General features: G+C 28.6%; 18 protein-coding genes and 1 other annotated feature. All 18 genes read left to right on the forward strand.

Translation table 11 applies throughout. From position 1 onward, the window contains the following. The first annotated feature begins 7 nt into the window (after nt 1-7). The gene (mnmA, locus tag CLSA_RS06465; protein WP_022744609.1) at nt 8-1,084 is read left to right on the forward strand and encodes a tRNA 2-thiouridine(34) synthase MnmA; all 1,077 of its coding nucleotides are present in this window, start codon (nt 8-10) and stop codon (nt 1,082-1,084) included. A gap of 168 nt (nt 1,085-1,252) precedes the next feature. Continuing rightward, nucleotides 1,253-1,753, forward strand: a complete 501-nt coding sequence (locus tag CLSA_RS06470; RefSeq protein WP_022744610.1) for a PRC-barrel domain-containing protein — start codon at nt 1,253-1,255, stop codon at nt 1,751-1,753. Continuing rightward, a complete protein-coding gene (locus CLSA_RS06475; protein WP_041716135.1) occupies nt 1,734-2,759 on the forward strand; it encodes an AI-2E family transporter in 1,026 nt (341 codons plus the stop codon). The genes CLSA_RS06470 and CLSA_RS06475 overlap by 20 nt, the downstream gene beginning before the upstream one ends. A gap of 135 nt (nt 2,760-2,894) precedes the next feature. After that, nucleotides 2,895-3,070: a binding site (T-box leader), on the forward strand. 234 nt (nt 3,071-3,304) lie between these two features. Then, entirely contained in the window at nt 3,305-5,944 is a 2,640-nt protein-coding gene (gene alaS, locus CLSA_RS06480) for an alanine--tRNA ligase (RefSeq protein WP_022744612.1), read from the forward strand. A 138-nt stretch (nt 5,945-6,082) separates the two neighbouring features. Beyond that, nucleotides 6,083-6,340, forward strand: a complete 258-nt coding sequence (locus tag CLSA_RS06485) for an IreB family regulatory phosphoprotein (protein WP_022744613.1) — start codon at nt 6,083-6,085, stop codon at nt 6,338-6,340. Between the two features lie 50 nt (nt 6,341-6,390). Then, nucleotides 6,391-6,804, forward strand: coding sequence for a Holliday junction resolvase RuvX (gene ruvX, locus CLSA_RS06490; RefSeq protein ID WP_022744614.1), 414 nt, complete (start codon nt 6,391-6,393; stop codon nt 6,802-6,804). Nucleotides 6,805-7,009: 205 nt separating this feature from the next. Beyond that, nucleotides 7,010-7,288 carry a DUF1292 domain-containing protein gene (locus tag CLSA_RS06495; protein ID WP_022744615.1) on the forward strand — a complete coding sequence of 93 codons (279 nt, stop codon included), beginning with the start codon at nt 7,010-7,012 and terminating at the stop codon, nt 7,286-7,288. Nucleotides 7,289-7,384: 96 nt separating this feature from the next. Then, nucleotides 7,385-7,849, forward strand: a complete 465-nt coding sequence (locus tag CLSA_RS06500; RefSeq protein ID WP_022744616.1) for a Fur family transcriptional regulator — start codon at nt 7,385-7,387, stop codon at nt 7,847-7,849. Nucleotides 7,850-7,914: 65 nt separating this feature from the next. Further along, the gene (locus tag CLSA_RS06505; RefSeq protein ID WP_022744617.1) at nt 7,915-9,582 is read left to right on the forward strand and encodes a ribonuclease J; all 1,668 of its coding nucleotides are present in this window, start codon (nt 7,915-7,917) and stop codon (nt 9,580-9,582) included. A gap of 295 nt (nt 9,583-9,877) precedes the next feature. Continuing rightward, nucleotides 9,878-11,704, forward strand: a complete 1,827-nt coding sequence (gene typA / locus CLSA_RS06510) for a translational GTPase TypA (RefSeq protein WP_022744618.1) — start codon at nt 9,878-9,880, stop codon at nt 11,702-11,704. Nucleotides 11,705-11,801: 97 nt separating this feature from the next. Next, complete coding sequence (gene mltG / locus CLSA_RS06515; protein ID WP_022744619.1) at nt 11,802-12,827, forward strand: endolytic transglycosylase MltG; 1,026 nt, start codon at nt 11,802-11,804, stop codon at nt 12,825-12,827. 17 nt (nt 12,828-12,844) lie between these two features. Next, nucleotides 12,845-13,489, forward strand: a complete 645-nt coding sequence (locus CLSA_RS06520) for an O-methyltransferase (protein ID WP_022744620.1) — start codon at nt 12,845-12,847, stop codon at nt 13,487-13,489. A gap of 6 nt (nt 13,490-13,495) precedes the next feature. Further along, the gene (locus CLSA_RS06525) at nt 13,496-14,731 is read left to right on the forward strand and encodes a peptidase U32 family protein (RefSeq protein WP_022744621.1); all 1,236 of its coding nucleotides are present in this window, start codon (nt 13,496-13,498) and stop codon (nt 14,729-14,731) included. Nucleotides 14,732-15,060: 329 nt separating this feature from the next. Next, a complete protein-coding gene (locus CLSA_RS06530; protein ID WP_207713846.1) occupies nt 15,061-16,497 on the forward strand; it encodes a penicillin-binding transpeptidase domain-containing protein in 1,437 nt (478 codons plus the stop codon). Nucleotides 16,498-16,568: 71 nt separating this feature from the next. Beyond that, nucleotides 16,569-17,267 carry an RNA polymerase sporulation sigma factor SigK gene (sigK, locus tag CLSA_RS06535; RefSeq protein ID WP_022744623.1) on the forward strand — a complete coding sequence of 233 codons (699 nt, stop codon included), beginning with the start codon at nt 16,569-16,571 and terminating at the stop codon, nt 17,265-17,267. A 371-nt stretch (nt 17,268-17,638) separates the two neighbouring features. After that, complete coding sequence (locus tag CLSA_RS06540) at nt 17,639-18,889, forward strand: cell division FtsA domain-containing protein (protein WP_041716494.1); 1,251 nt, start codon at nt 17,639-17,641, stop codon at nt 18,887-18,889. 14 nt (nt 18,890-18,903) lie between these two features. Then, the gene (gene ftsZ / locus CLSA_RS06545) at nt 18,904-20,031 is read left to right on the forward strand and encodes a cell division protein FtsZ (RefSeq protein WP_041716141.1); all 1,128 of its coding nucleotides are present in this window, start codon (nt 18,904-18,906) and stop codon (nt 20,029-20,031) included. 236 nt (nt 20,032-20,267) lie between these two features. Further along, nucleotides 20,268-21,071, forward strand: coding sequence for a sigma-E processing peptidase SpoIIGA (locus tag CLSA_RS06550; RefSeq protein ID WP_022744626.1), 804 nt, complete (start codon nt 20,268-20,270; stop codon nt 21,069-21,071). The last annotated feature ends 6 nt before the right edge of the window (nt 21,072-21,077 follow it).

A 21,077-nucleotide genomic window follows, 5' to 3' on the forward strand; every position in this document is an offset into this window, starting at 1 on the left:
TGAAAATATGAAGAAAAAAGTTTTAGTAGGTATGAGTGGGGGAGTAGATAGTTCTGTTGCAGCATACTTATTGAAAGAGCAAGGATATGAAGTTATCGGAGCGACAATGCAGATTTGGCAAGAAGACAAGGAATTCGAAGAACGTGAAGGGGGATGCTGTTCCCTTTCAGCTGTCGAAGATGCAAGAAGAGTATGTGATAAATTAGATATACCTTTTTATGTTTTAAATTTTAGGGATTATTTTAAAGAAAAAGTTATTGATTATTTTGTTCAAGAATATATAGATGGAAAAACGCCTAACCCTTGTATTGAGTGTAATAAACATCTAAAATTTGATGAACTTTTAAGAAGAGCTAGAGGAATAGGTGCAGATTATGTTGCTACAGGTCATTATGCTAAAATTGAGAAGCGTGATGGTAGATATCTTTTGATTAGATCTGATGACGATCGTAAAGATCAAACATATGCTTTATATAATTTTACACAAGATCAATTAGCACATACATTAATGCCTTGTGGTGATTATGAAAAAACTAAAATAAGAGAAATAGCCAAAGAAATTGGTTTAGCTGTTCATAATAAAAAAGATAGTGAAGAAATATGTTTTATATCTGATAATAATCATGGAAAGTATATTTCGGAATCAAAACCTGATAGAGTTAGAATGGGAAATTTTGTTGATAGAAATGGAAATATACTTGGAAAACATAAAGGAATTGTATATTATACTATAGGACAAAGAAAAGGACTTGGTCTTGCGCTTGGCAGGCCGGTTTTTGTAACTGGAATAAATGCAAAAACTAATGAAGTTATAATAGGATCAGAAGATGAAGTATTCAAAACCGATTTAATAGCAACCGATGTTAACTTTATACCTTTTGATAAATTAGAAAAAGAAATGAAAGTTGAAGCTAAGATTAGATATTCTGCTAAGCCTGCAAAGGCTGTCCTTTATCCATTAGAGAATGGAAGAGTTAAAGTTTCTTTTGAAGAAAAGCAAAGAGCAATAACTAAAGGTCAATCCGTTGTGTTTTATGATGGAGAGATTGTAGTTGGTGGTGGAATAATCGAAAGTATACTTTAAAGTTATATTGATGTTATAATTTAACAAAGCTACCTCGAAGAAATTTGAGGTGGCTTTGTTAAATTACAGGCAAATTATTATAAATTGTGAAATTTATTTTTATCTTAAAAAGAATTATTTTCCTTTTTAATGGGTAATATATAAGTATTAAAATCATGGAGGGAAATAATGTTTAAAACTAGAGATTTCTATTTAAAAAAAGTTTATAATGTTGATGGTAAAAAAATCGGAACAATAGAAGATTTGTATATAGATTTTTATTTGGGAAAAATTTTGGGTTTTAAAATATCAAATCATGTTTTGTTTTCTAAGAAAGATTATGTTGCCATGGAAGATGTTATAGATATAGGTGAAGATGTAATTATAAATGATATAAAAAAAGATAATGGATTAGAATTTAAAGAAATCAAGGATATGGAGGTTATAGATACATTAGGAAGTGTAAAAGGAGTATTGGAGGACTTGATAATAGATAAACAAGATTATTCAATAAAAGGTATAGTAATAAGTTCAGGATTAATAGATAAGATGATAAAGGGGAAGGAAATAATTCTATTAAATAGATGCATATTGGGAGAAAAATACATATTATATACAGGAAATGAGGGCGTTTTGTTTAAATCTATGCCTCATAATATTGAAAGTTATCATGGAAGTAAGAAAGCATAAAACAATTTTACTAATAATAATTTTATTATGCATTTTAGGGCTTATTACATTGTATTATTTTAATAGTTCGATAAAAACAACTATAAATATTATTTTAATATCTTTTGTTTTAGCGTACACATTAAATCCTATTAGAAGTATTTTTGAAGCTAAATTTAAACTTAGTAAGAGAGCAGCATCTATATTAGTTATATTGATGATAATTGGGATGTGCATTACTTGTATTATTTCAATAATGCCAACATTATTTACAGAGATATCAAACGTAAGCAATATATTTGATAATATAGAAAGTTTTTTAGAAGGCATATATGAAAAATTTAATTTGGCGCATATTCCTGGAGCTAATACACTATATAATGAAATCTTAGAAAAAGGGAATTTGATTTTAGCGAATTTTTCTGAAAATGCTATAAATAATCTTATAAAAATTAGTAGTAATTTAATAACTTTTGCTATTGTTCCTATTATGATGTATTATTTTCTTTGCGATGGTGATAGAATATATAATAAGGTTTTATTACTATTGCCAACAGAAAAAAGAACGATAGTTAAAAAAATTTTAAATGATATAGATAAAATATTAACAAGATATATTGCAAGTCAACTGTTATTGTGTGGGTTTATAGGAGTACTAACATTTATTTTACTCATAATATTTAGAGTTAAATTTCCATTATGGATTTCAATATTAAATGCAATATTTAATATAATACCATATTTTGGCCCAATATTTGGTGCTGTACCCGCAGTAGTAGTAGCACTTCTCGATTCACCTATTAAAGCACTTTGGATTGTTCTGGGAATGTTTATAATTCAGCAGATAGAGGGAAATATTTTATGCCCTAAGATAACTGGGGATAGCACTGATATACATCCGTTTGTAATAATAATATTATTATTAATAGGAGATAAACTTGGTGGTTTTGTAGGAATGATATTGGTTGTGCCTATCGCTGTTATGTTAAAAGTCCTATATGATGATATAAATTATTATTTGTTTTAAAAGTTTAAAACATAATCAATAATTAACAAAATTTAAAAATAAAGTTAAATTAAGAATAATGTAGGTAATAAAGTTGGATATTGACATAATTATTTATATGAAATATAATTTTGATAAAATAATAAAATAATAAAATATTAAGCGATGAATAGGAAAAGTAGATTTAGTGTAGACACTAAGAGAGGAAGTGGATGGTGAAAACTTCTTGCTATATTACTTCGAAGCTACCTAGGAGCTATAAATTACTAAGTGATGTATAAATTTATACATAATTAGGGTGGTACCGCGGAATTTTAGCTTTCGTCCCTTATTTTTTTTAGGGAGAAAGCTTTTTATTTTGTTTAGATAATTTTTGATTTTATATACAAGGGATGTTCAAAAATGCTAAGTTAGTATGCTGATGTATTTAGAGGTTATACTTTACTAATATATTCAAGTAATAATTGTTATTATGTAGATATATTTTGTTTTTGACCGTAATATATATTGCACTTTGAAGTTGGTAGTTTTTTCTTATCCCTAATTACATACATGGAGGAATATTTATGAAAATTACAAAAACAAATGACTTGAGAGAAGCTTACTTAAAGTTCTTTGAAAGTAAAGGACATTTAAAGATAGATAGTTTTTCGCTAGTTCCAAAAAATGATAAGAGTTTATTACTAATTAATGCAGGAATGGCTCCGTTAAAGCCTTATTTCACAGGATTACAAGAACCGCCAAGAACAAGAGTTACAACTTGCCAAAAGTGTGTAAGGACTGGAGATATTGAGAATGTAGGGATAACAAGTAGACATGGTACTTTTTTTGAAATGCTTGGAAACTTTTCTTTTGGAGACTATTTTAAAAAGGAAGTAATTCCATGGGCGTGGGAATTCTTAACAGAAGTTTTACAGATTCCTAAGGAAAAATTATATGTAACAATATATTTAGATGATGATGAAGCATATGAATTTTGGACTACACTTACAGATGTAGATAAAACTCATATATTCAGATTAGGCAAAGAAGATAACTTCTGGGAGCATGGTGCTGGTCCTTGTGGTCCATGTACAGAAATTCATTTTAGTAGAACAGAAGAAGTTCCTGCTAATGCAGAAGAATTTGTAGAATTATCAGATGCAGATAAAATTATTGAAGTGTGGAATCTTGTGTTTACTCAATTTGACGGAGATGGAAAAGGCAATTATGAAAAACTTGCAAGTACCAATATAGATACAGGAATGGGACTTGAAAGACTTGCTGTTGTAATGCAAAATAAAAATAGCATATTTGAAATTGATACATTAGAAAACATATTAAAAGAAGTTGGTAACATTGCAAAGGTTAAATATGGAGAAGATTATAAGAGTGATGTTTCTTTAAGAATTATAACTGACCATATAAGATCTATAACATTTATGATTTCAGACGATATAATGCCATCTAATGAAGGAAGAGGATATGTTTTAAGAAGACTTCTTAGAAGAGCAGCAAGACATGGAAAAACTTTAGGAATCAAAGATGCGTTCCTTTGTAATTTATGTGATATAGTGATTAGAGATTGTAGTAGTGCATATCCAGAATTATTGTCGAGAAAAGAATATATTAAAAAGGTAATAAAAATAGAAGAAGATAAATTTAGAGAAACTTTAGATTCAGGAATGGAAATTTTAAATGGATTTATAAGTGAATTAAAAGAAAATAATGAGAAAGTTCTTAAAGGTGCTGATGCATTTAAGTTATACGATACATTTGGATTTCCAATGGAATTAACAAAAGAAATATTGGAAGATGAAGGGCTCTCTTTAAAAGAAGAAGACTTCCATGAAGAAATGAAAATTCAAAGAGAAAGAGCTAGAAGCGCAAGAAAGACATCTAATTATATGGGAGCAGACGTAAAAATTTCAGATTCTATAGGTGCAGATATTGAAACTATTTTTGATGGATATGAAAATGATAAGCTGACAGCAGAAGTTAAAGTACTAATTGAAGGTGAAGATTTTGTAGATAGTATAACTGAAGGGAATAAAGCTATTATAGTTACTGATATCACTCCATTCTATGCTGAAATGGGAGGACAAATAGGTGATACTGGTTATATATTCAATGACAGCTTTAAAGCTAAGATAGTTGATACTAAGAAAAACATTGGTGGAAAAATAATTCATTTTGCTGAAGTTTTGTCTGGTGAAGTTAAAGTTAATGATAAAGTGAGTTTAGAAGTAGATAAAGAAAGACGTGAAAGTATAAAGAAACATCATACTGCAACTCACTTATTAGATAGAGCGTTAGTTGAAGTTCTTGGTTCCCATGTACATCAAGCAGGATCATATGTAAGTAGTGATAGATTAAGATTTGACTTTTCTCATTTCGAAGGAATGACAGAAGAGGAAATTATTAAAGTTGAGGAGTTAGTTAATGAAGCAATCACAAGTGTAACTCCTGTTGTAACAAAGGTTATGGATCTTCAAGAAGCTAAGAATACTGGAGCAATAGGAATATTTGATGATAAATATTCTGACAAGGTTAGAGTGGTAATGGCTGGAGAATATTCAAAGGAACTATGTGGTGGTACACATATAGACAATACAGGTAAGATAGGATTGTTTAAAATTGTATCAGAAAGTGGAATTGCAGCAGGAACCAGAAGAATAGAAGCTGTAATCGGCAAAGAAGCTTATAATCTTGTGAATGAAAAGAAAGATTTATTAAAAGAAATTTCAAATAAATTAAAATGTTCAGAAAAAGAAGTTTTAGGTAAGCTTGATCAACAAGTTAAGGAATTAAAAGAAAAGGAAAAAGAAATAGTAGCTTTAAAGGCTAAGTTTGCATCAATGGGAATAGATGATATAATAGTATCAGCAAAAGCTATAAAAGATATTAATGTAATATCATATGAATTAAAAGACGTTGATGCAGATGCATTGAGAGAGGTTTGCGAGAAAGTAAGAGATAGGGTTGACAATAGCATAGTTTTACTTATGAGTGAGAACAATGGGAAAGTTATTATCTGCGCGATGGCAACTAAAGATGCAGTGGCTAAAGGAGCTCATTGTGGTAAGTTGATTAAAGAAGTATCCGCTATTCTTGGAGGCGGTGGTGGTGGAAGACCAGACATGGCTCAAGCAGGTGGAAAATTACCAGAAAAAATAAAAGAAGCTATTAGCGAATCTTATAAAATAGTTGAAACTTTGGCAAAATAGTATACTTTTTAGGTAATATAGAGTATAATCTAAGTATAGATTAAGTGAATATATTTTAAATATAAAGTTAATAATAAATATGGATATCGTTTCCTTAGATACAAAGTAAGGGGGTGAGCTGCATTAGGCAGCCGTGTTATGAGTAATAATATTGAACATACAATGCAATTTGATTTTACTAAGAATAAAGAAGATCTTACAAAAACAATATTAACAGAGGTTTATAATTCATTAAAAGAAAAAGGATATAACCCTATAAATCAATTAGTTGGATATTTGATTTCAGGAGACCCTACTTACATTACTAATTACAACGGAGCAAGAGCTTTAGTAAGAAAACTCGAAAGAGATGAGATACTAGAAGAAGTTATAAAATCTTATTTAGAGATAAAGTAGAGAGTGCCCGTTTAGAACGGGCACTCTTAATTTTTAAGAGGTGCTGAAATTTGAGAATACTTGGACTAGATGTAGGATCAAAAACTATAGGAGTAGCAGTTTCAGATCCGTTAGGATTTACTGCACAAGGTTTAACTACAATAAGAAGAACTAATAAAGAAAAAGATATTGAAGAAGTGAAAAAGTTTTGTGATGAATATAATGTTGAAGTTATAGTAATTGGACTTCCAAAGAATATGAACGGAACAATAGGACCATCTGGAGAAATTACAATGGCTTTTGGAGAGTTGATAAAAGAAAAATTAAACATAGAAATAAAGTTTTGGGATGAACGTTTAACTACTGTTGCAGCACACAAAGCTATGTTAGAAGCTGATTTATCAAGAAATAAAAGAAAGAAGATTGTAGATAAAATAGCATCAACATATATACTTCAAGGATACTTAGATATGATTTCAAGATAAAATCATCTTAAAGTTAAATTGTTATGATATTATAATTTGATTTTAATGACAATCTTTGAATATAAATAAATTTAAAGATGAAAATAATAATATGTTGTATAAATATTATTATATAGATTGTGTATAATTAGCAGTTATTTTTAACATTTTATTATAATAATAGAATGGTGCTACATACATAAGTGGATAAAGGAAGGAAAAAAATATGGATAAAAACGCAAAATATGTGTATATACCTGATGAAGACGGAAATGACGTTAAGTTTGAGGTTATAATATACTTTGAAATAGAAAAATTAAAAGGTCAATATATAGTTGCAACACCAGCATTTGATGATAGTGATGAGGCATATGCTTTTAAAATTTTTAAAGATGAAGATGGTAGTGAAGTGTTTGTAGCACTAGAAGATGATGATGATGAATTTGCAATGGTATTAGAAACTTATGATACTCTTATGAATGAAGACGGTTTATTTGAGGAGTAGATATAAATTGAAATAATTGTGAAATAGTCTTGAAATTTAGAAGATTATTTCACAATATAAATTTAATACAAATAATTATTAGGTGAGGTGTTATATATGGATCAACCAAATTTAATTGATATGAATGCCTTAAAAGAAGATTTAAAAAAAAAGGGTTATAAATTAACTCCTCAAAGAAGATCTATTGTTGATGCAATTATTAAGAATGAAGGTAAGCATTTAACTGCAGAAGAAATATATGATGAAGTAAAACAAAACTGTCCTGAAATAGGATTGGCGACAGTATATAGAACTATTATTTTATTAGAAGAGCTTGGAGTTATATCTAGATTAGATTTAAATGATGGATGTAGCAGATATGAAATTGTGCATTCTGATGAAACACATAGACATCATCATCTTGTATGCAACATTTGCCATAAAGTATCAGAAGTTCAAGATGATTTATTAGAAGAACTTGAAACAGAAATTGAGCAACAATATAAATTTAAAATTTTAGACCATAGTGTAAAGTTCTATGGTATATGTGAAGAATGTCAAAAAAAGCTAAATGATGAATAAAAGGACTTTATATTTTTAGAAAGAGCCTTTGTTTATAAAATAATATAGAAAAAAGGAGGGGAAATATGAAAAATGAAAGAGCGAAGATAAAAATAATTCCTCTTGGTGGTATAAACGAAATAGGAAAAAATATAACAGCTATTGAATACAAGGAAGACATTGTAATAATAGACTGTGGATTGAAATTTCCAGATGATGATATGTTTGGAATAGATATTGTAATACCGGATATTTCATATCTTCTAAAGAATTCGGAAAAAATTAAAGGAATATTTTTAACTCATGGACATGAAGACCATATAGGAGCATTGCCATATGTGTTAAAGCAGCTAAATGTTCCTGTTTATGGTACTAAACTTACTCTTGGAATAGTTGAAACAAAGTTAAAGGAGCACGGTTTACTAAGTTCAACAGAATTAATAAGAGTAAAACCAAAAGACATAATTAAATTAAGCAGTGTTTCAGTAGAATTTATAAAAACGAATCACTCAATTGCTGATTCAGTTGCAATTGCAATTCATACACCTCTTGGAGTAGTACTTCATACAGGAGACTTTAAGATTGATTACACTCCAATTGATGGAGAAATGATGGATTTTGCAAGATTGGCAGAATTGGGAAGAAAAGGTGTTCTAGTTATGATGGCCGATTCAACAAATGTTGAAAGACCAGGATATACTATGACAGAAAGAGTTGTTGGTGATACTTTCCTAAGATTATTTAATAAAGCAAATGGGAGAATTATAGTTGCTACGTTTGCATCTAATGTTCATAGGATACAGCAAATTATTACAGCAGCTCAGGCTCATAATAAAAAAGTAGCAGTATCAGGAAGAAGTATGGAAAATATTGTTCAAGTGGCAATAGAACTAGGTTATATTACTCTTGAAAAAGATGTACTTATTCCTGTTGATCAAATTTCAAAATATCCAAATGAAAAAGTCGTAATAATAACAACAGGCAGCCAAGGAGAACCAATGTCAGCATTGGCTAGAATGGCAGCATCAGAACACAGAAAAATTAATGTAGTGCCTGGAGATACAGTTATTATTTCAGCTACACCAATTCCAGGAAATGAAAAATTTGTTTCAAAAGTTGTAAATCAACTCTTTAAAAAAGGCGCTGAAGTTATATATGATTCTTCAGAGAAGATTCATGTTTCAGGTCATGCGTGCCAAGAGGAATTGAAATTAATGCACTCATTGGTTAAACCAAGATTCTTTATACCGGTTCATGGTGAATACAGACATTTGAAAAAACATGGTGAATTAGCAATGGAACTTGGATTACCAGAAAAGAATTTATTGATTCCTGAAAATGGAGATGTCATCGAGTTAGCAAGAAATTATATTAAGAAAAATGGTACTGTTACTTCAGGGCAAGTTTTTGTTGATGGTCTTGGTGTCGGTGATGTTGGAAATATTGTATTAAGGGATAGAAAACATCTTTCTCAAGACGGTATTTTAACGGTTGTTGTTACAATTGAAAAACAAACAGGTAGAGTTGTATCTGGACCAGATATAATATCTAGAGGATTTGTTTATGTAAGAGAATCAGAAGGACTCATGGATGAAGCAAGAGAAATTGTTAAAGTTGTATTAAGAGATTGTGAAGAAAAGCAAATCACTGATTGGGCAACATTGAAATCTAAAATGAGAGATGAACTTAGAGAATTTCTTTATGAAAAGACTAAGAGAAAACCGATGATATTACCAATTATCATGGAATTTTAAATTGCTAAGTTTATAATTAATTTGGAATTGACTTGACTTTTTTTTGTGGAAAGAGTACTATTATAAATAGTTGTGTAGGAAATTGGGTACTTTATGTATCCAATTTTCTTTTGGAAAAAAACAGTTATAGGTTTACATTAAGTATTGGCAAGTTTATTTAACAAGTAATATAAATTAAATAATATGTACTTTATTTACAAGATATACTTAAATTTTTACTTATTTATAAACTTGACTGAGGATAAACTAATCTTAAAGAAAATTCACAGTTTAAATACTGTTTGGAGGAATTAAAATGGAGTTAATTAAAAGACAAGATATAAGAAATATTGCGATCATCGCGCACGTTGACCACGGTAAAACAACTTTAGTGGATGCTTTGTTAAAGCAAAGTCATGTTTTTAGAAGTAATGAAAAAGTAGAAGAAAGAGTAATGGATTCTAATGATTTAGAAAAAGAAAGAGGAATTACAATACTTTCAAAGAATACTGCAGTAATGCATGATGGAGTTAAAATTAATATTGTAGATACTCCAGGACATGCTGATTTCGGTGGAGAAGTAGAACGTGTACTTAAAATGGTTGATTCAGTTTTACTTGTTGTAGATTCTTATGAAGGACCAATGCCACAAACAAAGTTTGTTCTTAAGAAATCATTAGAATTAGGGCTTAAACCAATAGTTATAATAAATAAGATTGATAAACCAGATGCTAGACCAACAGAAGTTATTGATGAAGTATTTGATTTATTCGTAGAACTAGGTGCAAATGATGAACAATTAGATTTCCCAATTCTTTATGCATCAGCTAGAGAAGGATTCGCTAAATATAATGTAGAAGATACAAATAATGATATGGCACCAGTATTTGAAACTATATTAAAGCATGTTGCACCACCAGAAGGATATATGGATGAACCATTCCAAATGCTTGTAACTACATTAGATACAAATGAATATGTTGGAAAAATTGCAATTGGTAAGATTCATAGAGGAAAAGTTAAGAAAAATCAAACTGTTACATTAGTTAGACAAGATGGAACAACAGCTAATTATAAAATCAGTAGTTTATTTACATATAATGGATTAAAAAGAGTAGAAACAGACGAAGCAGGAATGGGAGATATTGTTGCATTAAGTGGTGTTCTTGATGCAAATATAGGTGAAACTATAGCAGATTCTACAGCACCAGAAGCATTACCATTTGTTGAAATTGATAAACCAACTCTTAGCATGAACTTTATGGTAAATGATTCACCATTTGCAGGTCAAGAAGGAGAATTTGTAACTTCAAGACATTTAAGAGATAGATTAATGAAAGAACTTGAAACTAATGTAAGTTTAAGAGTAAATGAACTTACTCCAGATTGTTTTGAAGTTTCAGGAAGAGGAGAACTTCATCTTTCAGTTCTTATAGAAACAATGAGAAGAGAAGGGTATGAATTCCAAGTTTCAAAAGCTAATGTTATATTTAGAGAAGTAAATGGCCATAAGGAAGAACCAATTGAATACTTAACAATTGATGTTCCAGAAGAATTCATGGGACCAGTTATGGAAAAATTAGGACCTAGAAAAGCTGAAATGGTTAATATGACATCAGCAGTAAATGGATATACAAGATTAGAATTTAAGGTTCCAGCTAGAGGACTTATTGGATTTAGAAATGAATTCATGACTGATACAAAAGGTAATGGAATAATGAACCATGTATTTGATAGCTATGAAAAATATAAAGGTGAAATTCCAGGAAGAAGTAGAGGATCAATTGTTTCATTTGAAGCAGGCGACTCAATAGCATATGGATTATATAATGCTCAAGAAAGAGGACAATTATTTATAGGTGCTGGTGTTCCAGTATATGGTGGTATGATTGTTGGTGTTTCAGCAAGAGCAGAAGATATTGAAATAAATGTATGTAAAGGTAAAAAACTTACTAATACAAGATCATCAGGAGCTGATGATGCGTTAAAGTTAACACCACCAATCGAAATGACTCTTGAACAATGTTTAGAATTCATAAATGCTGATGAATTAGTTGAAGTTACTCCAGAAAACATTAGAATGAGAAAAAGAGTATTAGATGCTGCTGAAAGAAGAAGAATGATCAGTAGAAATAAAAAATAATTTTTGATATAATATTTTAAACTCTAATTAAATTAATTATAATTAAAAGTAAATAGTCTTTTGGGCTATTTACTTTAATTGTATTAGGAGAAAATTTATGAAGAAATTTAAACCATCTAGAAGGCTAATAGTATTATTTATACTTTTTTTAGCTATTATAGCATTAAGTTTTATAATTTCTTATAATAAAGTAATACAAAGGCCGTTAAAATGCGATGAAGATAAAATTATTATAGAAGTTAAACAAGGCGAAGGCTTTTATGATGTATTGAACAGACTAGGTGATGAAAATAAACTATCAAATAAACTTTTGCTAAAGGTAAAGTTAAGTATAGATAAAAAAAATATAAGACTAAACGAAGGAATTTATCAAATAGAAACAGATACTACATTAGATGAATTAATAAATTCCTTAGAAAATACAGATGATAATAAATCGTTAGTAAAATTAACAATACCAGAAGGGTATTCAATAGAAGATATTGCAAAAACTGTAGAAGCAAAAGGATTATGCAGCAAAAAGGAATTTTTGTATGCAGTAAAAAATTATGACGTACCTGATTTTGTCAAAAAGAATGATAATAAAAGATATAATTTAGAAGGATTTTTATATCCAGATACATATTTAATTGCAAATGAATCGGATGCAAATTATATAATTAGTATGATGCTGAATAGATTTAAGCAAGTTATGAAACAAGTAGAGAATGATACTAATAGTGAAATAAAAGATGAAGATATAGAAAAAATAATAACTGTAGCATCTATGGTAGAGAAAGAAGCTAGAGTAGATTCAGATAGACCTTTAATTTCATCTGTAATTTACAATAGACTAGAAAAGGATATGAAGTTACAAGTTGATGCTGCAGTAATTTATGCTTTAGGATATCATGTAGATGTAGTGTTAAACAAACATTTAGGAATAGATTCGCCGTATAATGTTTACAAGTATAAAGGCTTACCAATAGGTCCTATAGGTAACCCGGGAATACAATCTATTAAAGCTGCTTTATTACCAGCAAAAACAAATTATATATATTATATATTGCAAAAAGATGGTTCGCATTATTTTACTGATAACTATGATGACTTCTTAAATAAAAAGAAAGAATTAGGATATTAAATTTTTGGAGGAAATTAATGAGTAAAATTACATATGACTATATGGAAGATTACATTAGAGGTTTAATCCCTAATAGAGAGGGTCGATTAAAAGAAATAGAAGATCTTGCAAGGGAAAATGGTGTTCCTATAGTTCAAAAAGAAACAGGTGTATTTTTAGAATTTATGACAAGTATGAAAAAACCAAAGAGAATATTAGAATTAGGCACTGCAGTAGGTTTTTCATCAATATTAATGTATGAAGCAGCAGGAACAGAACCTGAAATTATAACAATTGAACGTGATGAAAAAATGATAGAACTTGCAACATCTAATTTAGAAAAATTTAATTTAGGTCATAAAATAAAAATTGAAAAAGGTGATTGTTTAGAAATTTTAGAAAAACTAAATGAGCCATTTGATTTTATATTTATGGATGCAGGTAAAGGACATTATAATCATTTTTTACCTCATTGTTTAAGGCTACTAAGTCAAGAGGGAATAATTGTAGCAGATAATGTTTTGTTTAGAGGAATGGTTGCATCACAGGAATTAGTTAAGAGAAGAAAAATAACTATAGTTAAAAGAATGAGAACATATTTAGATATGGTTACACAAGATGAAAAATTAATTACATCTGTAATACCTATGGGTGATGGAATTGCAGTTACAAAGAGGAGGTAAGCAAAAATGAGAAAACCAGAAATTTTAGCACCAGCTGGAAATTTAGAAAAATTAAAAATAGCAATAGATTTTGGAGCAGATGCAGTATATCTTGGTGGTAGTAAGCTTAATTTAAGAGCTTTTTCAAATAATTTAACAAATGAAGAAATGGTAGAAGGAATAAAATATTGTCATGATAGAGGAAAAAAAGTATATGTAACTTTAAATGTTTTTGCAAGAAATCATGATTTAAAAGGTGCAGGAGATTATATTAAGGAGTTATATGATTTAGGGATAGATGCCATAATTGTGGCGGATCCTTCATTAATTTCTATAGCTAAAGAGGTGGCACCCAAATTAGAATTACACTTAAGCACGCAAGCGAATACTGTGAATTGGGTTGCAACTAAGTTTTGGTATGATCTAGGAGTAAAGAGAGTAGTGTTAGCTAGAGAGTTAACATTTAATGAAATAAATACTATAACTTCTAATATTCCTGAAGGATGTGATATAGAAGCGTTTGTACATGGATCAATGTGTATTGCATATTCAGGAAGATGTTTAATATCAAATTATATGCTTGGAAGGGATGCAAATAAAGGTATCTGTGCAAATGCATGTAGATTTAAATATCATTTAATGGAAGAAACTAGACCAGGAGAATATTATCCAGTAATAGAAGACGATAATGGTACATACATAATGAATTCTAAAGATTTGTGCATGATTCATTATATACCTGAACTTGTTAAGAGTGGAATATATTCATTTAAAATTGAAGGTAGAATGAAGAGTGAATTTTATGTGGCTTCAGTTGTTAAGGCCTATAGAGAAGCTTTAGATAGCTACTGGGAGAATCCAGATAAGTTTGAATTTAAGCAAGAATGGATGGATATATTAAATAAAGTAAGTCATAGGCAGTATCATACAGGATTCTTCTTAGGAAAAAGCGGAGAACAGAATTATGATGAATCATCATATGTTAGAGATTATGAAATTGTAGGAATTGTTAAAGAATATGATGAAAAAACTCAAGTAGCAACAATTCTTCAAAAAAATAGAGTATTTGAAAGTGATGAAATTGAAGTGCTAAGAGCACAATCTCCATACTTTAAAATAAAAATTTCAGACATGTTTGATGTGGAAAAAAATGTTGAGACAAATGTTGCTAATAGAGCACATATGATTTTTAAGGTGAAAGTTGATAAACCATTGCAAAAGAATGACATGTTAGTAAAAGAAAATAAAACTTTATCAGTTTAAATCTAGGAACAATAACAAGTTGAAAATTCAATGTATATTTTTTACGATGATTATTTGTTGTTTTAAATATGTTTAAATGTAAAATAAAATATAAATATTTATGAATAAAACACCATTCCTAAGGCTACAATTTAGCTAAAGGGAGGTGTTTTAATATTTTTACAAAGAAATTTGATAGAAAAAGAAGATTATTACACGTTTTATCGGTGTTTCTTACAGTTATAATTATTTTAACTACAAGATTATATATACTACAAGTATATCCTTCTGAAAAAGTACAAGGATCATATCAAAATCACCAGGAAGAAAATATAAGTAATATGAGTTATATGATTTTAGATACAAATGGGAAAGATTTAATGAAATATAATAAAAAATATGTGTTAGTAATAGATACAAAGCCTTTTACTTTAAACAATTATGAAGAAACATTAGAAGATTTAATGGCTTTAAATTTTATAATGAAATCTGAAAATCCAAACTTTAATTATACAGAAATAATGAAACAAAGTGGAAAGATATATTATGATATCTCAGAAGATACATATAATAAAATTAATAAATTAAAAAATATAAAGGGGATATACACTTATGTTCGCGATGAAGTAGATACAAAGAAAGCGTGGAGTGTCAGTAGCATGCTTTCAACAATATTAGATAATGATAAGGAGCAAGGATCTTTAGAAGATGAACTTTATAGTTATCTTCAATATAATGAGAAACCAAAAAGTGAATTTTATTTAGATGATAGAGCAGTATATGCAAAACAACAAGTAAACGTAAGTGATAATAATAGAAATGTAAAATTAACAATAGATAAGGATATGGAAGATAAAATAAGAGAGATTTTAAATAAAGATGAATACTCTTATTTAAGCAATATAGGTGTTACTATAATGGAAGCGGATACTGGAAAAATAAGAGCTATGGTACAAAAGGATGAAAGTGAAGCTAATATAAATTTAGGAATACAACAAATAGGATATGAACCAGGATCTATATATAAATCAATTACATTAGGTGCTGCACTAGACATGGGATTAGTAAATATTGATGATACATTTGTTGCTACAGGCAAAATAGATAAAAAAGCATATGGAAAATTAACAGTTGAGCAAGCATTTGAGAAATCATGCAACGATATCTTTGCAGAAATAGGATCAAAGGTCGGATATGATAATTTAATGAAATATTCGCAGGAGCAAGGATTATATGATAAAGTTTTAAATTTAGATAGTGGAAATGTAAATGAATCAAAAGGTGTAAAACCAAGTGAGTCATCAGGAATGAATAATATATCAATAGGACAATGTATGAATGTAACTCCTGTTCAAATGTTGGGAAGTATAAATTCGATAACCAATAATGGAGTTTATGTAAAGCCATATTTAGTTGAGGGAATACTAGATAAAGACGATAATATGATTAAAGAATTTAAAACTGATGAAAAAAGAATTTATAGTGAAACTACAGCAAAATTAATACAGAATTCATTGAGACAAGTTGTTAAAAAAGGAACTGGGATAAAAGCATACTCACCAAATTTAGATATAGGTGGTAAGACAGGGTCAGCAACCGGCAGCAATAAAGAGACACATGGGTGGTTTGTTGGATTTTTTAGTGTAGGTGGAAAAAAATATTCCATGGTAGTATTTACACCTAATATAGAATCAACAACAAAGAATGGAGATAATGAAGATTTAGGAGGCGGAGATACAGCAGCACCAGTGTTTAAAGATATAGTACAGAAATTAAATGTGGGATAAATAAAATGAATAAGCAACTTTTTCTGAATTTAAACATATTATAATATCAAGCACTGTTATGGAGGAAAAAGGTGTTTATATTAAATGGTTTAATAGACCTAGTGTGCAATTCATTTTTTTTGACGGGATATATAACAAGTAGTAATACGTTTCCCTTGCCTCTTGATGAAAGTGAAGAACAAATGTATTTAAAAAAACTTAAAGAAGGAGATAAAAATGCTAAGAATGTGTTAATAGAAAGAAACTTAAGATTAGTGGCGCATATTGTAAAAAAATATTCATTTCCGAATAAAGATGTAGATGAGCTAATATCAATTGGAACTGTTGGATTAATAAAGGCTATAGATTCATTTGATTCTAGTAAAGGAACTAGACTAGCAACTTATGCTTCGCGTTGTATTGAAAATGAAATTTTAATGTTGTTTAGAAATAATAAAAAGCAAAAGGGTGAAATTTACCTTCAGGACCCAATTGGTGTTGATAAAGAGGGAAATGAATTTTGTCTTATGGACATATTGAGCAGTGAAAAAGATTGTGTTTTAGAAAAAGTAGAAAATAATTTACAAGTTAGGGCTTTATATAAAAAATTAGGTGAATCTTTAACAAAAAGAGAAAGTTCTATTTTAATAATGAGGTATGGATTAATAGATGGAAAGTGTAAAACACAAAGAGAAATTGCGATAAGTTTAGGAATTTCTAGATCATATGTATCTAGAATAGAAAAAAAAGCTTTAAAAAAATTAAAAAAAGAATTATTTACAAAAAATTGAGTGATATAATGTTTTATGAAACAAACCTCAAAGTTTTACTTAAATATACAAAAAGTAATTGTAATTCAGAGTTATGTGTATAATTATAAAAATAAGTGATATGTGTTTTTTGAGTGGTTATTGGAACTTTAGATTTATAGAAATGTTCATGTGTAAATTATTAAAATAATGGTCAAAAAAACATACCGCTTATTTTTAGTTTTTATAAAAACAAATATTATTTAATTAAAAATTGGTACATAGTTTTAGTGATATTATAAAATAAAATAATTTTTTTATTTTAGTTCATAATTAAAAGAGGAAATTTGATAAATATGTTGAATATATTTTTATCAGTAGATTTTTTCTGGCGGGAAGGGAAAGAAGTAATCATGCAACAAGAGATAATTACATCATTAGACATTGGTAGTAAAAAGTTATCAGCAGCTATGGCAGTTAAAGGTAAAGATGATGAAATTGAGATATTGGGAGTTGAGTTTTGCAAATCTGCAGGTGTAGAAAAGGGATTATTAACTGATATTGAGAAATGTAGAGTTACTGTAAATGATTTACTTAAGACTTTGGAAGAGAAAACAAGAAGAAATATAAAAGATGTATCTATTGGCATTTCTTCAAGAAAGGTTAGAATTACTGAAACTACGGTGGAGATTGGCTTGAAGGATGAAAAAGTTACAGGAAAAGATTTAAGAAGAGCTTTAGAAAAAGGTAAAAAAAATATTGCAATAAATGATGATGAAATTGTAATAGATTCATTAATAAATTTTTATGTATTAGATGGAAAGGTGATGCATAAAGAAATATTAAATTGGAAAGGAAAAAAACTTGAATTAAATCTTACTTTTATAATTGCAGAGGGTAAAGAAATACAAAAATATTACGAATTATTTAAGGGAACTAACTATAATGTTAAATATATAAAGTTGAATGTAATATCTGGAAAACAAGTTTTTTTGAATGATAAAAATGCTATGGGTGAGATAGCTTTAGTTGATATAGGAGCAGGAGTAGTTGATATAGCACTATTTAGTGGTAATATTATTAAAAATATAAGTAATATATCAGTAGGTGGGAATAATATATCTAATGACTTAGCTATTTGTGGTGGATTTTCATTTTTAGAGGCTGACAATATAAAAAAAATATATGCAGGAAATTGTAAATCTTTATTTACAGATAATTCTATACCGGATAAGATTAGAGTTGGAACTATAGATATATCTAGAAAATTATTTTATGAAGTTACAAATGCTAGAATTGAAGAAATTTTAAATCATGTTAATATACAGTTAAAAAAGACTGGTCATTATGATAGAATTTGTAGTATAATTTTATATGGAGATGGAGTAAGCTATTTTGAGGACATAAATGAAACCGTTGATAATATCTTTGAAAGAAAAACGAAGGTTATAACAAAAACTGATTTAGGAATAAAAAATTCAGAAAATATAACTTCTTTAGCAATAGTTAAAGAAGTGTATGATAGATTAAATTTATTAGGAGATAATAGTAAAGTTCCAATTGATGAAAGTAAAAAAATAAGTGAAACAGAAAATTTACACAATAATGAAAGCGGAAATCATGTTTTAAAAAAGATTAAATGCTTTTTCGAGAAGATTTTCTAAAGGGAGGAATTGTTTTGTTAGATTTTGAAGCAGATATGCAAGAATTAACCAACATAAAAGTAATTGGTTGCGGTGGCGGTGGAAGTAATGCCGTAAATAGAATGATAGTAGAAGGATTAAAAAATGTTGAATTTATTGCAATAAATACAGATAAGCAAGCATTATTGCTTTCTAATGCAGATCAAAAAATTCAAATTGGAGAAAAACTAACTAAAGGATTAGGTGCTGGTGCTAATCCTGAAATAGGAAAGAAAGCAGCTGAAGAAAGTAGAGAAGAAATTACAGCATCAATCAAGGGTGCTAATATGGTATTTATTACTGCTGGTATGGGCGGTGGAACAGGAACTGGAGCTGCTCCAGTTGTTGCAGAAATAGCTAAATCTATGGACATATTAACTGTCGGTGTTGTTACAAAACCATTCCCTTTTGAAGGTAAAAGAAGAATGAGACACGCTGAAATGGGAATTGAAAATTTAATGGAAAAGGTTGATACATTAGTTATTATTCCTAATGAAAGATTGCTTACAATGGCTGATAAAAAAACAACATTGTTAGATTCGTTTAAATTAGCAGATGAAGTTTTAAGACAAGGAGTACAGGCAATCTCAGATTTAATTACAATAACAGGGGTAATTAATGCTGATTTTGCTGATATAAAAGCTGTAATGCTTGATAAAGGATTAGCTCATATGGGAGTAGGTTTTGGTAAAGGCGACACAAGAACTCAAGATGCTGTTAAACAAGCGATATCATCTCCACTTTTAGAAACATCAATAAATGGAGCTACAGATGTTATTATAAACTTTACTGGTGGTGCAGATCTTGGAGCATTAGAAGTTTATGATGCAGCAGATGTTGTTCGTGAAGCTGTTGATCCAGATGCAAACATAATTGTAGGAGCAGTAATTGATGAAACACTTACTGAAGAAATAAGAATTACAGTAATAGCAACGGGATTTGAAAGTGAAAATGCTAGTGGTGGTTCAACCTTAGAAGAAGTTAAAAAAACACAGGTACAAGAAGTTATAAAACAAGAAGTAGCAGCTACTGTTGAGCAAAAGGAACCAGAAACAAATTCAAATAGCTACGAATCAGATGATTTAGACATACCGGTTTTTTTAAGAAGGCAAAAAAAACATTAGAATAACATAAGAAAAGATGTGGTAAATTAACCGCATCTTTTTTTATTCACTTTATCAAAGATATCTAATAAAAAATATTTTTAATATTAAATTAGTTTTGAATGGAATAAAGTTAATTAAAATGTAAATATATGAAAAAAAAGAAAATTAAAAAATAAGTTTAATCCATGTGATTGCGACAAATTTTTAAGAGAAATAAGTCTATAATAAAGTTTAAACAGATAGGGGGATTTAACATGATAATTTATGTGGATGTTTTAATTTTAGAAAATTTCATCGTAAATTTATTTTTGTTAACTTTAACTATGAGAGTTATAAAACATAAAAGTAAATTAATTTTATTAATTACTTCTAGTTTTATTGGAGGAATGTACACAGTAGTAGTAATTGTTCCAGGGCTTTACTTTTTTAGAATTATACCTTTTGAAATATTGATAGCTTGCATAATGTTACGAATAGCATATGGAAAAACAAACTTAATAAATATGATTAAGTTATTAGGAGTATTTTTAGGAGTGACATTTATGCTTAGTGGTATATGTTTTTTATTTTCACTAAAGCAAAATATATATATATTAGGGAATACATTTGAAATACAGAAGTATTCAATTAAGTATATTATGATAGGCACAATGAGCATATATATTATCTATACTAGAATTGCTGATTATGTAAGGGAGAGAATTTTTGTTAGTAATTATAATTTTAATGTACAATTTATTATCGGTGATAAGAAATATTGTTTAAATGGTTTTTTAGATACAGGGAATGAACTTAGAGAACCAATTACAAATCTTCCATGTATTCTTATTGAAGAAAATATAATAAGTGATATAGGATTTGAAGGCAAAAATACATATTCTATACCATATAATTCAATAGGATATGGAGGTAATTTAAAAGGGATAAGAGTTAATAATATAAAAATTGAGAATAAAAATTTTGCTTATGGATTAATAGACGCAATAATATGTCCGTGTAAAGAAAAAATGAGCGGAGAAAATGAGTTTAATGCGCTATTGCCAAGAGGCATAGTATAGAGGGGG

The sequence above is a fragment of the Clostridium saccharobutylicum DSM 13864 genome (assembly GCF_000473995.1).
Classification (GTDB): domain Bacteria; phylum Bacillota; class Clostridia; order Clostridiales; family Clostridiaceae; genus Clostridium; species Clostridium saccharobutylicum.

Bases quoted from the DNA above. Each gene is read 5' to 3' on its own strand.
- alaS (WP_022744612.1), top strand. From the start codon at position 3,305: ATGAAAATTACAAAAACAAATGACTTGAGAGAAGCTTACTTAAAGTTC.
- CLSA_RS06540 (WP_041716494.1), top strand. From the start codon at position 17,639: ATGCAACAAGAGATAATTACATCATTAGACATTGGTAGTAAAAAGTTA.
- typA (WP_022744618.1), top strand. From the start codon at position 9,878: ATGGAGTTAATTAAAAGACAAGATATAAGAAATATTGCGATCATCGCG.
- CLSA_RS06475 (WP_041716135.1), top strand. From the start codon at position 1,734: ATGGAAGTAAGAAAGCATAAAACAATTTTACTAATAATAATTTTATTA.
- mnmA (WP_022744609.1), top strand. From the start codon at position 8: ATGAAGAAAAAAGTTTTAGTAGGTATGAGTGGGGGAGTAGATAGTTCT.
- CLSA_RS06520 (WP_022744620.1), top strand. From the start codon at position 12,845: ATGAGTAAAATTACATATGACTATATGGAAGATTACATTAGAGGTTTA.
- CLSA_RS06500 (WP_022744616.1), top strand. From the start codon at position 7,385: ATGGATCAACCAAATTTAATTGATATGAATGCCTTAAAAGAAGATTTA.
- CLSA_RS06495 (WP_022744615.1), top strand. From the start codon at position 7,010: ATGGATAAAAACGCAAAATATGTGTATATACCTGATGAAGACGGAAAT.
- mltG (WP_022744619.1), top strand. From the start codon at position 11,802: ATGAAGAAATTTAAACCATCTAGAAGGCTAATAGTATTATTTATACTT.
- CLSA_RS06525 (WP_022744621.1), top strand. From the start codon at position 13,496: ATGAGAAAACCAGAAATTTTAGCACCAGCTGGAAATTTAGAAAAATTA.
- CLSA_RS06470 (WP_022744610.1), top strand. From the start codon at position 1,253: ATGTTTAAAACTAGAGATTTCTATTTAAAAAAAGTTTATAATGTTGAT.
- CLSA_RS06550 (WP_022744626.1), top strand. From the start codon at position 20,268: ATGATAATTTATGTGGATGTTTTAATTTTAGAAAATTTCATCGTAAAT.
- CLSA_RS06505 (WP_022744617.1), top strand. From the start codon at position 7,915: ATGAAAAATGAAAGAGCGAAGATAAAAATAATTCCTCTTGGTGGTATA.
- CLSA_RS06485 (WP_022744613.1), top strand. From the start codon at position 6,083: ATGAGTAATAATATTGAACATACAATGCAATTTGATTTTACTAAGAAT.
- CLSA_RS06530 (WP_207713846.1), top strand. From the start codon at position 15,061: ATGATTTTAGATACAAATGGGAAAGATTTAATGAAATATAATAAAAAA.